This window comes from Ornithinimicrobium sediminis (assembly GCF_021272345.1).
In the GTDB taxonomy this organism is placed as follows: domain Bacteria; phylum Actinomycetota; class Actinomycetes; order Actinomycetales; family Dermatophilaceae; genus Ornithinicoccus; species Ornithinicoccus sediminis_B.
Genome location: NZ_JAJSDQ010000010.1, coordinates 43,719 through 62,236, shown reverse-complemented (window position 1 = coordinate 62,236; position 18,518 = coordinate 43,719). Strand labels below are relative to the sequence as shown.

Below are 18,518 nucleotides of genomic sequence, written 5' to 3'. Positions count from 1 at the left end.
CGTCCCGGACCCGGCGCCTATGACGGCGCCAGCGGTCCAGGGCGGCGGCCCGTCCGGGAAGCACCGCACCCGTGGCGGTCACCGGCGTCTCCTGGCGCCGGTGACCGCCACGGTCCTGTTCGTCCTCGGCCTGAGCCTTATCGGGGTGGCCGCAGCGACTCAGCAACCACCACCCCCACAGGCACCCTCGCCGGCCGTAGCGCCCGACACTTCGCCTGGGGACACCCGAGCCGGCGGCTCTTCGGAACCTGTGCTCAACCGCGACTCCGTGTCGGGCGAGGCCCGCACATCCGGTGAGAGCGCCGCTGCTCCGGTCCGGCTGCGTGTGCCCTCCATCGATGTCGACACCACCCTGCTGCACCTAGGGCTGGACGCCGACGGAGTCCTGGAGGTGCCCGAGGACCCTGACCTGGTCGGGTGGTTCTCGTGGGGGACCGCCCCCGGTGACCTGGGCGCCGCTGTCATGGCCGGGCACGTCGACTCCCACGAAGGCCCAGCCGTGTTCTTCGACCTCACCGACGTGCCCGCGGGCGCCGAGATACTCATCGACCGCCAGGACGGCACCACCGCCGTCTTCCGCGTCGATCGCGTAGCCCACTACCCCAAGGACGACCTCCCCACCGTGGAGATCTACGCCTCCACCGGACGGGAGCTGCGGTTGATCACCTGCGGCGGCGAATGGGACGGCGGCACGGTCGGCTACCGCGACAACATCGTCGCCTACGCCACCCTGGTCGACACCACCAACTAAGGGATGCATCGCGTCCGGAGACGTCTCCGTACGCCGAATCGGGGGACGGTTCTTCACCAGCCTCGTCATGACGGCCGCGGCACCCGACGCAGAACGTGAGCTGGTGCGCCAGGTCCTCTCAGGCCAGCATGCAGGTCTACGACGTGCAGTCGGTCGACGACGTCGGGGGGTTCGGCGTCGATGACCTCGACCCGTACGCGTACCCGTTCTTGCGGGCACCCCACGCCAAGCGGAACCGACGGTCGTGGCGTCCTCAGAGTGGTGGCCGTCCGAAGGCGAGCGTGGCCGGCTCCTGCACCACACCGTCAGGAGCCGCATCCCACCCCGTGGCTGACCGGGTGCCGGCCACGTTCGGGCGCTCGGCCTCGCTGTGCGTAACTCGTCCCGATCTGTCCTCCAGTTGGTGAGGACACATGCCGTACCGGTGCCACCTCGGCCGGGAAGAGAGTGAAGCACTGGGGTGCGCCCGAGGATCACCGCTCATAGCATTCGACCATGGTGTTGCATCACGTTCGGCGCGGCAGCGGCAGCCCATTGCTGCTCGTACACGGTCTCGGCGCGGGTTTGCAGTCCTGGACCCCGATCCTGGGCGGGTTGGCTGCGCGACGCGAGGTCATCGCGGTCGACCTGCCCGGCTTCGGCGAGACCCCACCGCTGACCGGCGAGGTCTCGATCGCGACCCTGACCGACGCGGTCGCGGACTTCATCCACCAGCAGGGGCTCGGCAAGGTTTCCACCGCGGGCCAGTCCATGGGCGGACGGATAGTGCTCGAGCTCGCCCGTCGCGGGGTCGGCGGAGACACCGTCGCCCTGGATCCGGGCGGTTTCTGGAACGATCGCGAACTGGCTGTCTTCGGCGCCACGCTGCGACCCTCCATCAAGCTCGTCGAGGCGCTGCACGCGGTGCTGCCCACGATGCTGGGCAACCCCGTCACGCGAACAGCACTCCTCGCCCAGTTCTCCGCCCGGCCCTGGGCGCTCTCCGCCCACACTGTGCTGCCGGACCTGCGCGGGCTAGCGGAGGCGCCCGCCACCGGCCCCGCCATGGACGCTCTGACGAAGGGGCCCAAGCAGGCAGGGGCCCCAGCCGGTACCCTGCCTGGTCGGGCCACCATCGGCTGGGGTCGCCGCGACCTGGTGACCCTGCCCCGACAGGCCTCACGGGCCCAAGCGGCCTTCCCGGACGCGGTGGTGCACTGGTTCGAGCGGTGCGGACACTTCCCCCAATGGGACGCACCAGATGACGCAGTCCGGCTCATCCTCGACAACACAGCCTGAGGCATGACGGACCCGGCACCGCCTGCCCTCAGAACGCATGAAACCTCGGTGTTGCCGCAGTCGACCCCTTGGTGACACGCAGCTGCTGAGGCCCGGACGACCGGTGAAGTCCGCCCGTTCGTCGTAGACGTGCGCAGGCCCCTACCTCGCGGAGGGACGGCCGCGCTCGTCCCACGGCGGGAAGAATGCGAGACACGGACCTGGGGGTTCAGTGTCCAGCCTCGGAGCGCTCGAACGGTCGCTGCCTGCGCGCGGGCTCTGGCGAGGGTGGTGATGGTCGGTACGGGCGTTCTCCGGCGCGCCGGGCTGAGGATCCAGTGGCAGACTCTTTTTACCCAACGGAAGGGACCCCCGTCATGTCACCAGCCTTGGTCCGGCCCCGCAGCGGCAAGATCATTGCCGGCGTCTGTGCAGCCCTCGCCGCGCGGTTCGGGGTGCCGAAGCTGCTCGTCCGGATCGGCTTCGTCATCTTCGGAGTCACTGGCGTCGGTGAGATCGTCTACATCGTCTTGTGGATCATGATCCCCAAGGAGGGCTGACGGCAGGAGACTGATGGCCGCATCGTGGGCACGATGCCCTGTCGAGGGCCGTGACTCTCACGTCGGTGGTGTGGTTGGGAGGGCAGGCGACCGCTGGGCCGCGAAGCTTCGATCCCACCGGAGGCAGGGTTGCGAGTGCCGTAGTTGGTGTGGCTTGCAGGGGCGAGAGTGGGTGCTGACGACTAGCGTCTGGGGTATGACGGACTCTCTGGCTGCCCGTGTTGAGGCTCAGTTGCGTGCGGTCTTCCAGGTGGAGGACGGCTTCTCCGAGCTCGACGCGGACTCCAAGCCGGACCACGACTGGGCTCGGCGCATCTCGTCCGTGGAGGATGAGGAGCAGGGCGCTGTCTCTGTGACCTTGGATGCGTCCGACCCCACTGACGCGCTCACCTACAACGCAGCGCTATCTGTGCTGACATTGACCGGCGAGGAGCACCCAGACCTGCAGCGCGTGGTCGTGAAGGACAGCAGCGGTCAGGTGTCGGCCGAGCGTCTGCGGAGCAGCCTGCCGATGTTCACCCCGGACCGCTAGACCGGACGGGCAACCTGTCCGTGCTCATGGGCAGCGTGCGAGCTGCCATCCTTGATAGACCTCGACCCTCACCCGGCCAGCGACGCGCTAGCGCTCCCTACACTGCATCTGCGCAGAGCCGGACGTCCCCGGTGATGTCCCAATGTCCCGTGGCAGACGGTGGCCCCGTGTGCGAAGCGCGCTACTTCGGACCGTTGTTCTTTTCGGCTGTTGGGAAGGTCTCCAGTGCGAGGGCGAGGGCGAGTCGGTCGTAGGCACTGTCCAGGTCGAGTCCGAGGGCGTCGGCGAGTCTGTTCATGCGTCCGCGAAGCGTTGCTCGGTGGATCCCTAGGGTCGCGGCCGCCGGGTCCCAACGTCCGTGTGCCTGCAACCAAGCGGTGGCTGACTCCAAGAGCCGGTCTTGTTCGGGGTGCCCGATCAGCGGTGCGAGGAGGCCTTCGGCGAAGTGCTGGGTCGGCTCGGCCGCTAGCAGGCTTTCAAGGGCTGGGACGGTCAAGTTGCGGTAGTGGGCCAGCCGCTGTTTGTCGTTGGTGAGTCGCTGGGCGCTGGTGGCCTCCTGTACCGCTCGGCGGACATCTCGCGGAGGGTATGGCGCGGAAACTCCGGCACGCGCACCTGTCTGGTCAATGAGGTCGGAGACCCTGGCCGCCACGACCGATGGTTCTCCGACCACGACCGTCCTCGTGCTGTGGTTCCAGGGCAGGCGCCACATCCCCAGCGAGATCGCGCGGGTCACCGTTTGCTCGGCTTGAACACCGCCCAGGCTCACCGCTACCAGACGCTCTGGAAGTTGCAGGCCTGCGGCTTCGCAGATCCTGTGCGCTACGTCGTCCTCGCCTGTGAGCAGCAGGTCCAGGATGACATCCAGGACCGGTTCGGGCGATGAAGACGGGATCACCGACAAGATGGCGGCCGCTGTCCCCACGATGCCAACGCGTTGGCCGGCGTGGCCGGTGATCGATCGTCCGTCGACGCACAAGGTGCCTCGTCGGCTGTCGGCGTCTCCTACAGGAACGAGGTAAACCGGCTGGGTGGAGTCGCCGGCGAGCAGGCTGCGTCGAGCTTCCCGTGCTGCCTGGACTGCCAATTCGCGGACCTGCGCGAGGTTCACGTCGTGGAGGTCACCCGCACGGTCGTGCATGCGGTGTCCCGCGTCCAAGGTGATGACCCACCCGCGGAGTTCACGCGACAGTGTCCGCACCACCGCGGGGCTGCCGGAGCTGGCCGCGGCGGCCAGCCGCTGCTGGCTGCGTACGGCGTCGGCCTGGCGCCTGCGTGACTCTGCGGCATGCAGGTCGGCCACGCGACGGGCGATGGCTACGAACGGAGTACCTGGCGGCACCTCGAACAAGGTGAGCCTGTGGCGCTCGGCTGCGGCTACCATCTCGACCGGCACTGCGGTGAAGCACGGTTCCAGCCCGAATCCCACCGCCGTGGCACCCGACCGCGCGAGCCGTCCGGCCCATTCGTCAGCGGTTCGGGCCCGGTCGGCCACCTCGTTGAGCCACATGCCGCTGGTGAGCAGGAGCTCGGCTCCCTGAATCCACGGTGTGGGGTCGGGTAGCTCGGATACCGCCACCCAGCCCACCTCGTGGTCAAGCCCTTGCGGGTCACCATGGGCGGTCAACCGCAGATCGCCGTCGGCAATCAGGCTACGGATCGTCACCGTCACGGCCCAGGTCCTCTCGTTCCGCACTCCAGTTCCGACAGTATCGCTCAAAGATTGGCATAACTGTCAGGGAAGTTCGTTGTGTGTCGAGGGTTAGCGTGTGATCCACACCACTGGCCCGATCTTGGAGGGGTGGGATGACCGGCTCCAGACAGTCGATGAGCGAGAGTGGCGGTCTTCCGCGCATCGTCAGCGAACGTGCGGTAGGGCAGGTCGACGCCACGGTCGTGCCGCGGTTCGCCGGACCGACGACATTTGCGCGGTTGCCGAGGATCGACGAGGTCTCTGACGTCGACGTGGCCGTGATAGGCGTCCCGTTTGACGCCGGGGTCTCTTACCGCCCCGGGGCTCGGTTCGGCCCGGCACACGTGCGCGAGTCTTCCCGGCTGCTAAGGCCCTATAACCCTGCGGCTGACGTAGAGCCGTTCGCGGCTCAGCAGGTCGTGGACGCTGGGGACGTGGCTGCCAACCCCTTCTCGATCGAGGACGGCATCAGCCAGATACAGGCCGGCGCGCAGGCGATGCTGGAACGGGCCGGCCGGCTCGTGACGATCGGCGGGGATCACACCATCGCCCTGCCACTGCTGCGCGCCATAGCGGCAAGGCAAGGTCCTGTGGCGGTGGTGCACTTCGACGCCCACCTCGACACCTGGGACACCTACTTCGGTGCCGCCTACACTCATGGGACGCCATTCCGGCGGGCCTCCGAAGAGGGCCTCATCGACCGGTCCGGCTGTATGCACGTCGGCACGCGTGGCCCGCTCTACTCCACCCAGGACCTGACCGACGACGCCGAGCTTGGTTTCCAGATCGTGCCGAGCGTTGAGATGGATGACATCGGCGTCGGTGGTGTCCTGGAGCGTATTCGGGACCGGGTGCAGGAGCGACCTGTTTACGTCTCGATCGACATCGACGTACTCGACCCGGCTTTCGCTCCGGGCACGGGCACGCCGGAGGCCGGGGGTATGACCAGTCGCGAGCTGCTCGCGGTTCTTCGCGGCCTGGGTGGCTTGAACCTCGTCGGCGCCGACGTTGTCGAGGTCGCCCCTGTCTACGACCACGCGGAGATCACCGGCATCGCCGCCTCGCACGTCGTCTACGAGCTGCTGTCGGCGATGGCGAGATCCAGCGGTCGCGGCACCACCGAGACCGGCACCGATCAGACCCCGGAGGAGAGAGCATGAGCACCTGGCAGAACCTGGTTAGCAGGATGCCAAAGGAGTCCGACGCGGACGCACCTGCCGAACGGACCATGAGCCTGGGCCGCACAGCGATGCTGTGGCTCGCCGCCAACATGGTCGTCACCACACTGCTCACCGGCACCTTGTTCGTGCCCGGCGTTTCCTACGCCACCGCCCTGCTGATGATCCTCACCGGCACCCTGGTCGGTGGCGCGGTCCTCATCCTGGTGGGCCGGATCGGGACCCGCACCGGCCTGCCCACGATGGTGTTGACCCGCGGCTCCTTCGGCCGGCGCGGCGGCTATCTCCCGGCCGCCTTCAACCTGATCGTGCTCATGGGATGGGCATGGGTCCAGGCACTGTTGGCCGGGATCACCCTCAACTACGTCGTGGAGCGCGCCACAGGCTTCTCTAATCCGGTGCTGTTCGCCGTCATTGCCCAGACCATCGTGGTGCTGCTGGCGCTCTTCGGCCACCTGGGCATCCAGCGGGTCGAGCCGTGGCTGGCCGTGATCATGGTCGCGGTCGCCGGCTACGTCTTCTACACGGCCTTCAGCACCTTCGGTGTGAGCGAGTTCCTCGCCATCCCTGCTCAGCCAGAGGTGATCACAACCATCGTGGTCTTCGACATCGTGGTCGCGACCGCGATCTCGTGGACGGTCCTGTCCGCGGACTTCAACCGCCATGCAATGAGCGAGCGGGCCGGCGTCGTTGGCACCGCGATCGGCTACACCGCCTCGACGTTCACCGCCATGGCGCTCGGGGCGACGGCCCTCGGCTACGTGTTCCTCGAAGGCGGCGAGCCCATCCCGTTCGACCCCACCGTCATCGTGGAACGGTTCGGCGTCCCCTTGGCGATCATCATCTTCATCTCGGTGATGGCGACCAACACCATGGTCGTCTACGGCATGGTGATGTCGTACCTGAACGTGCGTCCCAAGGACAACTTCCTCGTGGCTGCTCTCGTCATCGGCCTGATCTCCATCGTCGGTGCGACGTGGCAGGGGCTGCTCGAGCGCTTCATCGACTTCCTGTTCTTGATCAGCGGGCTGTTTGTGCCGGTCTTCGCGATCCTGCTCGTTGACTACTACATCCTGCGGCGCGGACGCTACATCTTCGCCGACCTGGTCAAGGACCGTGGCGGCGCCTACTGGTACTCCGGCGGCCTCAACCCCGTTGCGCTGCTGAGCTGGGCTGTCGGCGCGGCGCTCGCCTACTACTGGTCTCAGGTGTCGCCGCTGTCCTTCGGTGCGACCGTGCCGGTCTTCTTCGTGACCTTCGCTCTCTACCTACTCGCCAGCCTTCTCGTCGGACGTAGACCGAAGGCTCAGGCCGACCGAGCGGCGGCGACCTCGCCGCCAGCGACCGACACCGTGGGTAGGTGAAGGCCGATGGCACCGCAGATCCGCCGCATCGTCGACCTCTCGCACCCGGTCGGCGAGGGCACACCCGTCTACCCAGGCGACCCCGAGCCGGCCTTCACCCCTGCGACGACCATCGCCGAGGACGGCTACAACGTGCTGCATGTGAGTATGGGCTCCCAGACCGGCACCCATCTCGACGCGCCCTACCACTTCCTTGAGGACGGTGCCCGCGTCGATGAGCTCGACCTAGGCCTGCTGTGCGCGCCGGCCGTCGTGGTGAATGTGAGAGGCAAGCAGCCGCGACAGCCGATCACCTGGAGGGACATCGAGCCGTACGCCTCATCGCTCGAGTCCGGGGTCATTCTGGTGCTGCACACCGGGTGGTCCGAGCACTGGGGTACCGACGCGTACGCAGAGCACCCGTTCCTGGACGCAGCGGCCGCCCAGCGGGTGGTGGCCGCGGGCGTCCGCACCGTGGCGATCGACGCGATGAGCCTCGATGAGACCTCTGACGCTGCCGAGCACCCCAGCGGGTTCGCCGCGCACTACGAAGTGCTCGGTGCCGGCGGAACGATCGCGGAGAACCTCACCCGGCTCGCTGACATCGATTTCCCTGACCCGGTGGTGAGCCTTCTCCCGATTCGTTTTCGGGGAGCAGACGGTGCTCCCGTGCGAGCGGTGGCGATGGAGGTGGTGTCATGAGCGACGGCATCGCCCTGGTTACCGGCGCCGCCAGGGGTCTCGGTGCCGCGATTGCGCAAGGCCTGAGGGCCGAAGGCTGGCGGGTAGCAGGGGTCGATCTGCTGCGCTCCGAGACCGATCTGAGCATCGAGGTCGACGTGGCTATCGCGGCCGACGTGGCCGAGGCCGTGCGTCGGGTGGAAAACGAGCTCGGTGCCATCGACGTACTCGTCACGGCCGCCGGCATCTACGAGATGCTCGACATCGAGGAGATCAGCGACGAGAGCTGGGAGCGGATGCTGAGCGTGAACATCGGCGGCACCGCGAACACGTGCGCCGCCGTGGTGCCCCGGATGGTGGAGCGTGGACGTGGCAGCGTGGTCATGATCTCTTCCGACCTCGGCTACGGCGGGAGCCAAGGCGACGCCCACTACGCGGCCACCAAGGGGGCGATCGTTGGCCTCACCCGTAGCCTGGCGCTGGAGGTCCAGTCGGCGGGCGTCGCGGTCAATACCGTCGCGCCGGGCGCGGCTGACACCCCGATGCTCGCGGTGGACTCGCCGTGGCGGGCCGACGACTTCCTGTCAACGATTCCAGTCCAACGGCTGGTGCGACCCGACGAGATCGCCGCGGCAGTCCTGTTCATCGTGCGTAGCGGCCAGGCCTTCGTCGGCCAGGTCGTCTCGCCCAACTGCGGAGCAACAATCTGATGAGCCGGCGCAGAACAGCTCTCGTCGAGCTCGAGGACGCCGCCATCGTTGAGTCGGTGGTTGGCGCGCTTCACCTGGACGGTTACGAGGTTTACGACAGTGGCTCGGACTTGCCTTCGACCCTCGACCTGCTCGTCGTCGACACTCCTGTGCCTCCGGCCGGCGACTTCCTCGAGAGCGACGTGCAACGTTGGTACGACGACGTGCGCGCGGCGGTCTCCCGGCCCTTCCGGTTGGTGCATGCCGCGACCCCAGCCCTGCGTCGTTCCGGTGACGCCCGGGTGGTAGTGCTCGGGTCCGGATGGATTCCCACGTCTCTGCGCGCCAGCGCGGCTGCCGTCGCGCACGGAGCCGTCGTCGGCCTCGTGAAGACCCTCGCTCGTGACCTCGGCCCCCAAGGCATCACCGTCAACGAAGTCGTCCTCCACCCCTTCGACCCCCCTCGTCCCGAGGATGTCGCCAGGACCGTCGCCTACCTTGGTGGTACTCACGGGGGCGCCATCACAGGGCAGCTCATCACCCTTGGCAGCGCCGGGGAATTGCGACCATGAACGAGTCCAAGGAAGGGCAGTCCCAGACTGACGAGGTCGAGGTGCTTCGAGCCGCAGCCCAACTCGTCGCGGCGTTCGGCGAACACCGGGTGGCTGACTACTTCGGCTGTTTCGATGAGTCGGCGACCTTCATCTTCCACAATGTCAGCCAGCCGTTACGATCACGCGCGGACTACGAGCGGCTGTGGCTGGACTGGGAGCGCCACCTGGACTTCCGGGTGCTAGAGTGCCGATCGTCCAATGAGGCACTGGACGTTCATGGCGACGTTGCAGTCTTCACCCATGACGTCCGCACCAGGACCAGCACGCTAGAGGGTGAGGAAACACTCGTGGAGCGGGAGACGATCATCTTTCGCAGAGTGCCTGATAGCGGATGGCTCGCCGTGCATGAGCACCTCTCTACCATGCCCGACGGGGAGTGAGTCTCCGCCGTCAATGAGCCGGTTGCGCAGCATCGGGCTTGCCAACTCGATCAGCAATCCTGAATATGCGGACGCCCCAACAACCCTGAGGGCTGCCGGGGCGTTCGCTTGTGGTGCTCAGTTCGCCGCGTAGTACGCGTCCTTGACTGCCTGGGCGATGCGGCCACGCTCGGAAACCTGGTGACCGTTGGCCTTGGCCCACTGCCGGATCTTGCTGAGGTCCTCCTTGCTCGCGGATGACTTCTGGCCAGCCTGGCGTCGCCCGCCGACCTTCCGGCCGTGCTCGATGTACATGCCGATGGCCTTGTCGAAGTCGGCGATCTCGTTCTCGCTGAGGTCGATCTCGTACTCGACGCCCTTGTAGCCGAACCTGACGGTCTGGCCACTCTCGCCGAGGTCATCGCCCGAGAGGTCGCTGACAAAAAGCGTCTGGACGCGCTGCGCCATCTTGTTGCTCCTAGGTAGATTTGCGATTGTGTCGGAGCAGACTATACGCAGCGTGCGGCTGTACTCGCACGGTAGCGGCCCAAGCTGATGTGATCCTCGCCCCGCCGCTCGGCCGAGCTGACGCGCGTTCGCACGGTCGCCACTTGCGCACCCGTGGGCTGATTGCTTCAACCAAACATGGTGACCAAGTGCGTGAGCGCGGGTGGTGGTCGTGTCACGTCGTCTCGGGTGGGTGTTCCACACCGGTCGGATCCTGGGGTGTGGCAGCATGCCACGCATGGGTATGTCTCAAGTTATTGCTGATGTTCTGGAGCGATCGTCCAGGCTGCGAGAGGCTAAGAAGGGGAACGAGGCCAACACGAAGGCGCTGCTGATCGAGCCGGTCCTCCGTGGGCTTGGCTGGGACACCGATGACCTCGACGCTGTTCAGCGGGAGGTGAAGGTGTTCGAGGGGACCTACTTGGACTATGCGTTGATCGTGGCCGGGGGGACGAGCCTGTACGTCGAGGCGAAGGGCCTGAAGGAGAACCTGAACGACAAGAAGTTCATCGCGCAGACGGTGAACTACGCCAACAACGACGGTGTCGTGTGGTGCGTCCTCACGAACGGCCTGCAGTACCGCGTGTTCAAGACTAACGGAGCCTGTGGCAATGGACCAGAAGCTCCTGTTTGAAGTGGATCTGCGCGACGAGTCCCAGTCGTTGGCCGACCGGCTGCGCCAGTTGCGGGCACTGAGCAGGGACGCCGTGTCCAGTGGCGAGCTCGACGCGTTGGGGGAGCGGGTCTTCACTGACACCCGTGTGCGGGCCGCGCTGGCCAATCTGGCCACCAACCCTCCCAGGGAGTTCATGAAGTTGCTGTCGGACAGGCTGGGGCATCCAGCCGTCTCCAGCGAGGCCCTGCGACGTAGTCTTGTGAGGGTGCTCGACGGGGATGTGACGACGCCCGCGCCGCTCGCCACCGAGCCCACGCCTGCCTCCGCAAAGGGAGTTGGGCCTGCGGTCCCCCCAAAGGGCAAGGAGTACGACCTCGATCACCACATTGGTGGAAAGAGCAGCCTAATCCGCGAGCTGTTCGAGGCGGTCGACAACTATGCCGAGTCTCTCGGTGGTGACGTCTCGCGGCGTATCCGGAAGTTCTACGTGGGCTATTTCCGGGGGAAGCGGTCCTTCTTCACGGTAGAGGTTCAGAAGAGCCGCATCCTCTTGTACCTTTGCCTGGACCCTGCTTCCACGAAACTGTGGAACGACGCTGTGATGCGAGACACCACCAACATCGGGCACTTCGGGATGGGAGACGTCGAGTACTCGCTGACCACCGCTGAGCAACTGGGCGATGCCCGCAGCCTGATCGAAGCCGCCTACGGACGGTGAGTCTGGGGCGAACCAGGGCATTCCATTGGGCTCCACAGTCATCACCAGCGGCCAGTCCAGCACCCACCGCCCGTCAGCCATCCCGCCAGAGGCCGATTGACGGGCGGGCGAGGACCGGGAATTCGTCGACGGCGGCGTCTGGGCGAACAACCCTGGAGGAGTCGCGCTCTCCGAAGCCCTCGCGCTCGAGGGCGGCGCCACCGCCGAGTCCATCGTCATGGTCTCGCTCGGCACCGGAGTCGCTCCCGGAGACTCGGTGCTGGACGGGAACGGCTCATGGCTGGGCGTGGCCATGGACCTGGCCGGGATGGCGACCAGCGTCTGGGCGGGTGAACTGTTGGCCAGCCGTGCTCTGCACGACAACCTGCACCGGTTCCAGGTGCTGGACCCCAGTGTGGCAGGGCCCATGAACGACCCGAGCACCGACAGGCTAGAGGCACTGAGGACCAGCCGCGTCGTCCCTGGTCACCAGTCAGTCCGCGGCCCTCGACCGAGCCATCAGCAAGCTCACCTGAGAAACGTTCACGGTGCCGCATGATCTCACCTGGACTGGTGCTCGGAAGAGGCACGGCCACCCCATACCCGGACTCCGTGAGACCCGCCGAGCCATCCTGGCCACGGGTCCTTCCCCTCGGGCGCGTCGAGGTCCACACTGAACCATGGGCCGATGGGTGATCCTCCTGATTGCGTCAGCGGTCGGGCTGAACGGCTGCACCTCGAATCCGGTGCCTGAGGAGTCCACCTGGAGTCCACCGCCAGTCGAATCCCCGGACACGCCCCCCCAGGTCCCGGACGATCCGCCCGTGTCTCACGCGACGGACCCGGCGGCCTGCGCGGCGTTCGTAGGGGGACACCCCCTTGTCGTCACAACCAGCATTCCCGAGGAGATGCCCTACATCAGCTCGTGGGACGTTTGCCTGCGTCTCGAGTCCGGAGCGAGCGAGACCTGGATCCGTAACCGGACGGACGCGCTATGGGTCGTGCAGGGCGTGAGCTGGTCGGACGTCAGCGAGCGCGTCCTCGCCGACGACGCACTGGGTGCGGGCGCCGCCAAGGAGGCGGCGCTGTCGGTCATGCTCGTTGACAGCGTCTTCCTCTCACCTGGTGCCTCGATGCGTATCCACCGCCCGCCGGAGGACGTCGCGTGGGCGCTGGACCTCGAAACGACCCTGGCCTGGGAGGCCCAGGGGGCGCTTCTGGACGCGGTTAACGCACGGCTGGGGCCGGCATACGTGCGATCGCTCACGAGTCAAGTTGGCTCCCGTGCGCTCGCCGTGTGCGCGCTCGAAGTGCACAACTACGCCCAGTCGGTCGATGACTGGGGGGCGACGGACCCGTATGAGGTGATCATCGGGGGCCTGGGCGCGGCGGGCACGGCGAACGCCTGTTACACGGAAACCAAGAAGGTGCCTGTGCACTTCCAGGACGGTCGGGTCTCAACGCTCGGGGACGAAGTCCTGAGGCCGCTGCCCCAACTGCAGGTGCTGGACGACGTCAACGCGAAGCTCGGCCCGTTCAAGAGCACGGTGAGAGTGGTTGGACTGAAGCTGATCACCAGGGCGCGCGGCTGAAAGTCCGGGCGAACCGCCGCCACACATCCATCTGGGTGGCGTCAGGTCCGGGGCCGCAGCGTCAGCGACTACACCACCGACCCGACCTGGCCGTGTATGTCATGCATGTGCGAGGAGGACTGGCCGATACGGGTCAGGCGCCACGAGACCTGGCTGTTCGCCCCGACCCACGGCCCCTCGGGCTGGCGGTGCAAGTGCAGCGTGAGGTCGACGTAGGCGTAAAGCGGCTCTTCGTCTTTGAGGGTGGGGTGGCGACGCGCCGCAGCGCGGACTTGAGCCGGTGATGGGGTCGAGGTCCCCGAGGATCAGGGGACTTCTACCTCTCCCGATCTCAAGGACCTCGACGTGTCTGACCCTACGTCGTGCTGCCCCGCTGTGTGCGCGGGCGGTGCGTACTGCGACAACTGCGACCTCTTCCTTGGGCTGGAGGGCGTGCACGTGACCACCGTCGATCGTGGCGTGGACCTGTTGACCGTCACGGTTGAGTCCGCGATGGTCCCCACCGGGTGCCCGGCCTGCGGGGTGGTGGCAGAGTCGCTCGGCCGGCGGACGGTGCGCCTGGTCGACGCGCCCTGTTTCAGCACCCCGGTCGTGCTGCTGTGGCGCAAGCGCCGGTACCGGTGCCGGGAGGACCTCTGCGAGGTGGTGACGTTCACCGAGCAGGACCCCGACCTGGCCCGGCCTCGCGGGCTGCTCACCTCCCGGGCGGCCAGGTGGGCGATCACTCAGATCCGCCGTGAGCACGCCAGCGTGCAGGGCGTGGCCCGCCAGCTCGGGGTCCGCTGGCGCACGGTGTGGGAGGCGATCAAGCCGATCCTGACCACCGCAGCCGATGACGAGACCCGCTTCGCCGGCGTGACCACCCTGGGCGTGGATGAGCACGTGTGGCACCACGTGTCCACCAAGCCGCCCGAGGACGGGGGCCGTGGACCGAAAGAGCTGACCGGCATGGTCGACCTCACCGTCGATGAGCACGGGCAGGTCAGAGCCCGGTTGCTCGACCTGGTCCAGGGCAGGACCAAGGCTGCCTACGCCGACTGGCTCGAGGCACGCGGGAGCGAGTTCACCGCCGGCGTGGACGTGGCCACGTTGGATCCGTTCCAGGGGTACAAGTCCGCGATCGACGACGAGCTCGCTGACGCGACCGCGGTCCTGGACGCCTTCCACGTCGTGGCGCTGGGCACCAAGTGCGTCGACGAGGTCCGCCGCCGGGTGCAGCAGGACACCACCGGACACCGCGGTCGCAAAGACGACCCGCTGTACGGCATCCAGAACATCCTGCGCGCCGGGCAGGAGAACCTCACCGACAAGCAGCGCGGGCGGATCGAGCGGGCGTTCGCTGCCCACGAGGCCCACGACGAGGTCGACCTGACCTGGCAGGCCGCCCAGCTGCTCCGCTCGGCGTACAAGACCACGGACAAGCCCGAGGGAAAGAAGATCGCCGAGCGGATCGTCGCGTCGTTCCCGACCTGCCCGATCCCCGAGATCGCCCGGCTCGGGCGGACCCTACGCACCTGGAAGGAGGCGTTCCTGGCCTACTTCGACACCGGCGCCACCAACGGCGGCACCGAGGCCATCAACGGACTCATCGAGCTCCACCGCCGCATCGCCCGAGGCCTGACCAACTTCGAGAACTACCGCCTCCGCGTGCTCCTCATCGGCGGAGGCCTGAACCTATGACCCCACCCTCAAAGACGAAGAGCCCGTAAAGCCACACCTCCCAATCGTGCCCACCAACGATGCCGTTGGCCACTTGGAGCACGCCGCACCAGCGGGCCAACCCGGCCGTCTCCTCGCCGGGCGGCGACGACTCGCTGCGTTGGACCGGTGTGAGACCGGCCGGTGTCGTCGCTGCTCCGAGGCCCGGTAGTCGGAGAGGGATTCCGAGCCGAGGGGCATGTGGTTGACGCCTCGGCAGCGGATGGCCAGGTACCAGTGCAGCAGGAAAGAGAGGTTCTGGCAGCCGAAGCTGGCGATGGTCGGCAAGAATGCAAGCGTGACCAACGAACATGGTGAGGACGTTCTCGCTGCTGTCGCAGCCTCGCGGCCGGCCGCCGACATGGCAATAGCGCGGGACGCCGCAGAAGTGCTCGAGCACATGCTCGGAGACGGTCGGTCCGTGATCGATCCCGGGACGATGATGTGGACGGCTGAGACAGCGGAGGACCTCCGCGCGAGGATCGGGGACAACCCGATCCTCGGCAAGGCTCAGGGCCAATGGGACAAACTTGACCGTCAACTCGAAGGCGCACCCCGCGAGGTGGTACTGCTCGCGGCCGAACTCGTGTTTCTCCGGGAGCACCCGCTGCATTCAGCCAAGCCTGAGACCCGCCGCGCCCACGTCGACCGGGTTCTGGCGCACCTCGACCCACCCGTGACGATCCCCGAGCCGATGTCCACGTGGCTGGGACGCCCGCCTGGGACCGCAGGTTTGGAGCCGGGGACCTGGTACCACGGCGCGCTCTGGCGGCACGTCATCTGGGCCTCCACCTTCGTGCGCTACTGGACCGGCCTACCGCTCGCCGAGCGCGAGAAGGCGCGCAACGACCCGTGGGAGCTGCAGCACGTCATGCTCACCTCTGGCGACGACCGCTCCGACATGCGGAACGTGCTGCAGTTCCTCGCCTGGCCGGAGGTGTTCGAGCCGATCTCGTCGGCGTCGATGAAGAAGAAGGTCCGCGATGGACTCGCCGATCGGATCGGCGGGGCGACCGGTGAAGACCCTGCAGCCATAGACCGTGACCTGCTCGCGATCCGCGCCGCCTTGGCCAGCGAGATCGAGGGACCGTTCCACTTCTGGTCTCCTGGCGTGAACGAGCTCTGGAACAACTCGCCAGGCGAGAGCGACTCGGATGCTGAGTCCGCAGACATAGCCGAGCCCCGGCCACGGCACTACTGGCTCTACGCCCCCGGTCCGCAGGCCTCGGAGTGGGACGAGTTCTCATCAAGCGGCATCATGGCCATCGGCTGGGACGAGCTCGACGACCTTGCCACCTACCCGAGCCGGGAAGCGGTCCGCCAGGCCCTAGACCCGGACGGCACCGGTGGGTCGAAGACGAACATCGTGCTTGCCGTCTGGCAGTTCCAGAACGAGATCGCCGTCGGCGACATCGTCTTCGCCAAGCGCGGGCGGCGAGAGATCGTCGGGCGCGGCGAGGTCACGTCCGACTCACGGTTCGAGCCGGGGCGCGAGTCCTACCGCCACGTCCGCTCGGTGAACTGGACTCACACGGGTTCTTGGGAGCACCCCGGATCCGCTGCCATCAAGACTCTGACTGACGTCACGACCTTCCGCGACTACGTCGAGGACCTTGAGAGGCTCGTGACTGGCGAAGAGGTCCCACCGCTGCCCGAGCCCTCAACGCCTCCTCCGGCCTACGACAAGGCTGCGTTTCTGAAGGAGGTGTACCTGTCTGAGGAGCGCTACGAACGGCTGCGCGCCCTGCTGGCCCGCAAGAAGAACGTCATCCTTGCGGGCCCGCCCGGAGTGGGGAAGACGTACGCCGCGAAGCGCTTGGCGTACTCGGTCATGGGCGCGAAGGACCCAGCCCGGGTGCAGGTGGTCCAGTTCCACCAGAGCTACAGCTACGAGGACTTCATGATGGGCTACCGGCCCACTGAGGCAGGCGGATTCACGCTGGCCGAAGGCCCGTTCTATCGGTTCTGCGAAGCTGCCCGCGCCGCCGACGACGACCGGCCGTACTTCTTCATCATCGACGAGATCAACCGCGGGAACATCTCCAAGATCTTCGGCGAGCTGCTCATGCTCATCGAGGCTGACAAGCGCGGACACCACCTGCGCCTGCTCTATAAGAACGAGACCTTTTCCGTCCCGGCGAACGTCCACATCATCGGCATGATGAACACCGCCGACCGCAGCCTCGCCGTGCTTGACTACGCGCTGCGCCGACGTTTCGGCTTCTTCGAGATGCCCCCCGGCTTCGACTCAGCAGGGTTCGGTCGCTGGCAGCAGGACGCCGGCAGCCCCACTCTCGATCGCCTCGTCGAGGTTGTCGTCGAGCTCAACGCAGCGATCGCCGAGGACCCTGCGCTCGGCCAGGGCTTCGCCATAGGGCACAGCTTCCTGTCCCGCCCCACGGGCACCGACGCAGACGATGCCTGGCTCTACTCGGTCGTCGAGGACGAACTCATCCCGCTGATCGATGAGTACTGGTTCGACGAGCTAGCCAAGGCCAAGGAGTGGGCGGACAGGCTGAGGGCCGCGGTCGCATGATCGACCGGACGATCGCCATCTCGAACGTCTACGTGATGCTGGCGTACGCGTTCCGTGCGATCCGCTCCGAGGGCAAGGATCGGATCGAAGGCCAGCGGTTCGACCACCTCCACGACCTGCTCGCAGAGATCCTTGCACGAGGCGTCGGCGCACAGGTCAAGCGCGGCCTTCACCGCGACTACCTCGACCGCCGCGACGAGCTCGCCACCGTCCGTGGTCGCATCAACATCACCCGCACCGTCGCCACCCGCTCCACGACGCGGGGGCGGCTGGTGTGCGAGTTCGACGAGTACGAGGCGGACACGCCGCACAACCGGGCCCTGAAGTCGGTCATCGTGCTCCTGATCCGCCGGGGCGACGTGGGTACACCGCGCAAGGCGGCACTTCGCCGGCTATTGCCCTACCTGGACGCCGTGACCCTGATCGCGCCGACCTCGATCCGTTGGGACGCACTCACCTACCACCGCGCCAACGCTACCTACCGGTTGCTGCTCGGTGTCTGTGAACTGGTCGTCCGCGGGCTCCTGCCCACCGAGAACCCCGGAGCCACACAACTCACCTCGTGGGTGTCGGATGAGCAGATGAACCGGCTGTACGAGCGGTTCATTCGGGAGTACTACGCCTTCCACCACCCGGAGTTGTCACCGGGTGCGCCCACCGTCGCTTGGGACCTCGATGGCACGAAGACACGCGGGGTCGAACAACTCCCAGCAATGCGCACCGACGTCACGCTCCGGTCAGAGCAGCGCACCCTTATCGTTGACGCGAAGTACTACAGCGAATCGATGCAGGTCAGCAAGTGGGGGAGCAAAACTACCGTGCACTCAGAGCACCTCTACCAGATGCTCGCTTACACGAAGAACGCCGACGTCCACCGCGACGGATCCGTCAGCGGGCTTCTCCTCTACGCGCGCACCAACGCACCCGACCAGCCCGACCTCGACGTCGTCATACAGGGAAATCGCATCGGCGCTCGAACCCTCGACCTCGGGCGGCCCTGGGACCAGCTTCGCGCTCAGCTTGAAGAGATCGTCACCTGGCTGGAGGACAAGCAGACCGCCCTGACTCAGTGATCAACGGCCCCGGGGCGACTCACGCCGAGCCCCTCGAGAATGTGCGGTCACGCGGATCCGCCGCAGGACAGGACGAGCCTCACGAGCTGGTCCGCGAAGGACGTTCCGTGGGGTTAGACGATCCGTCACCGCGTGAGACCGA

18 protein-coding genes are annotated in these 18,518 nt (G+C 66.9%); 16 read left to right on the top strand and 2 right to left on the bottom strand.

From position 1 onward, the window contains the following. The first annotated feature begins 268 nt into the window (after window positions 1–268). From LVO85_RS15730 to LVO85_RS15715, 4 genes are all read left to right on the top strand, one after another. Complete coding sequence (locus tag LVO85_RS15730) at window positions 269–751, top strand: class F sortase (RefSeq protein ID WP_232748559.1); 483 nt, start codon at window positions 269–271, stop codon at window positions 749–751. A gap of 495 nt (window positions 752–1,246) precedes the next feature. Further along, window positions 1,247–2,029 (top strand): alpha/beta fold hydrolase, encoded by a 783-nt coding sequence (locus tag LVO85_RS15725; protein ID WP_232748558.1) that lies wholly within the window; start codon window positions 1,247–1,249, stop codon window positions 2,027–2,029. A 356-nt stretch (window positions 2,030–2,385) separates the two neighbouring features. Further along, the gene (locus LVO85_RS15720; protein WP_232748557.1) at window positions 2,386–2,568 is read left to right on the top strand and encodes a PspC domain-containing protein; all 183 of its coding nucleotides are present in this window, start codon (window positions 2,386–2,388) and stop codon (window positions 2,566–2,568) included. 196 nt (window positions 2,569–2,764) lie between these two features. Next, window positions 2,765–3,100, top strand: a complete 336-nt coding sequence (locus LVO85_RS15715) for a hypothetical protein (RefSeq protein ID WP_232748556.1) — start codon at window positions 2,765–2,767, stop codon at window positions 3,098–3,100. Window positions 3,101–3,281: 181 nt separating this feature from the next. Here the strand turns inward: LVO85_RS15715 and LVO85_RS15710 are convergent, their stop codons facing one another. Then, window positions 3,282–4,772, bottom strand: a complete 1,491-nt coding sequence (locus LVO85_RS15710; protein WP_232748555.1) for a PucR family transcriptional regulator — start codon at window positions 4,770–4,772, stop codon at window positions 3,282–3,284. A 155-nt stretch (window positions 4,773–4,927) separates the two neighbouring features. Between LVO85_RS15710 and speB the strand changes: the two genes are divergently transcribed. From speB to LVO85_RS15680, 6 genes are read left to right on the top strand one after another with little or no spacing between them, the layout of a single operon-like run. Continuing rightward, window positions 4,928–5,953 carry an agmatinase gene (speB, locus tag LVO85_RS15705; RefSeq protein WP_232748561.1) on the top strand — a complete coding sequence of 342 codons (1,026 nt, stop codon included), beginning with the start codon at window positions 4,928–4,930 and terminating at the stop codon, window positions 5,951–5,953. Next, window positions 5,950–7,335, top strand: coding sequence for a purine-cytosine permease family protein (locus LVO85_RS15700; RefSeq protein ID WP_232748554.1), 1,386 nt, complete (start codon window positions 5,950–5,952; stop codon window positions 7,333–7,335). The genes speB and LVO85_RS15700 overlap by 4 nt, the downstream gene beginning before the upstream one ends. 6 nt (window positions 7,336–7,341) lie before the next feature. After that, entirely contained in the window at window positions 7,342–8,016 is a 675-nt protein-coding gene (locus LVO85_RS15695; RefSeq protein ID WP_232748553.1) for a cyclase family protein, read from the top strand. Continuing rightward, on the top strand, window positions 8,013–8,705 hold the full coding sequence (locus tag LVO85_RS15690) for an SDR family NAD(P)-dependent oxidoreductase (RefSeq protein WP_232748552.1): 693 nt from the start codon (window positions 8,013–8,015) through the stop codon (window positions 8,703–8,705). The genes LVO85_RS15695 and LVO85_RS15690 overlap by 4 nt, the downstream gene beginning before the upstream one ends. Continuing rightward, window positions 8,705–9,256 carry an SDR family oxidoreductase gene (locus tag LVO85_RS15685; protein WP_232748547.1) on the top strand — a complete coding sequence of 184 codons (552 nt, stop codon included), beginning with the start codon at window positions 8,705–8,707 and terminating at the stop codon, window positions 9,254–9,256. Before LVO85_RS15690 ends, LVO85_RS15685 begins: the two co-directional genes overlap by 1 nt. Then, window positions 9,253–9,678: a YybH family protein gene (locus LVO85_RS15680; protein ID WP_232748545.1), complete on the top strand. Its 426-nt coding sequence runs from the start codon at window positions 9,253–9,255 to the stop codon at window positions 9,676–9,678. Before LVO85_RS15685 ends, LVO85_RS15680 begins: the two co-directional genes overlap by 4 nt. A 117-nt stretch (window positions 9,679–9,795) precedes the next feature. On the opposite strand, the gene LVO85_RS15675 is transcribed toward LVO85_RS15680, so the two are convergent. Further along, on the bottom strand, window positions 9,796–10,125 hold the full coding sequence (locus LVO85_RS15675; protein WP_232748539.1) for a histone-like nucleoid-structuring protein Lsr2: 330 nt from the start codon (window positions 10,123–10,125) through the stop codon (window positions 9,796–9,798). A 277-nt stretch (window positions 10,126–10,402) separates the two neighbouring features. Here LVO85_RS15675 and LVO85_RS15670 point away from each other — a divergent pair, with 277 nt between their 5' ends. The 6 genes from LVO85_RS15670 (at window position 10,403) to mcrC (ending at window position 18,376) form a co-directional block, all read left to right on the top strand. After that, window positions 10,403–10,798, top strand: coding sequence for a hypothetical protein (locus tag LVO85_RS15670; protein ID WP_232748533.1), 396 nt, complete (start codon window positions 10,403–10,405; stop codon window positions 10,796–10,798). Continuing rightward, a complete protein-coding gene (locus LVO85_RS15665) occupies window positions 10,776–11,498 on the top strand; it encodes a DUF5655 domain-containing protein (RefSeq protein ID WP_232748532.1) in 723 nt (240 codons plus the stop codon). The genes LVO85_RS15670 and LVO85_RS15665 overlap by 23 nt, the downstream gene beginning before the upstream one ends. An 803-nt stretch (window positions 11,499–12,301) precedes the next feature. Next, window positions 12,302–13,069 (top strand): hypothetical protein, encoded by a 768-nt coding sequence (locus tag LVO85_RS15660; RefSeq protein ID WP_232748531.1) that lies wholly within the window; start codon window positions 12,302–12,304, stop codon window positions 13,067–13,069. A 345-nt stretch (window positions 13,070–13,414) separates the two neighbouring features. Beyond that, the gene (locus tag LVO85_RS15655; protein WP_232748526.1) at window positions 13,415–14,749 is read left to right on the top strand and encodes an ISL3 family transposase; all 1,335 of its coding nucleotides are present in this window, start codon (window positions 13,415–13,417) and stop codon (window positions 14,747–14,749) included. Window positions 14,750–14,990: 241 nt separating this feature from the next. Beyond that, window positions 14,991–17,303, top strand: coding sequence for an McrB family protein (locus LVO85_RS15650; protein ID WP_232748523.1), 2,313 nt, complete (start codon window positions 14,991–14,993; stop codon window positions 17,301–17,303). After that, complete coding sequence (gene mcrC, locus LVO85_RS15645) at window positions 17,300–18,376, top strand: 5-methylcytosine-specific restriction endonuclease system specificity protein McrC (protein ID WP_232748518.1); 1,077 nt, start codon at window positions 17,300–17,302, stop codon at window positions 18,374–18,376. Before LVO85_RS15650 ends, mcrC begins: the two co-directional genes overlap by 4 nt. The last annotated feature ends 142 nt before the right edge of the window (window positions 18,377–18,518 follow it).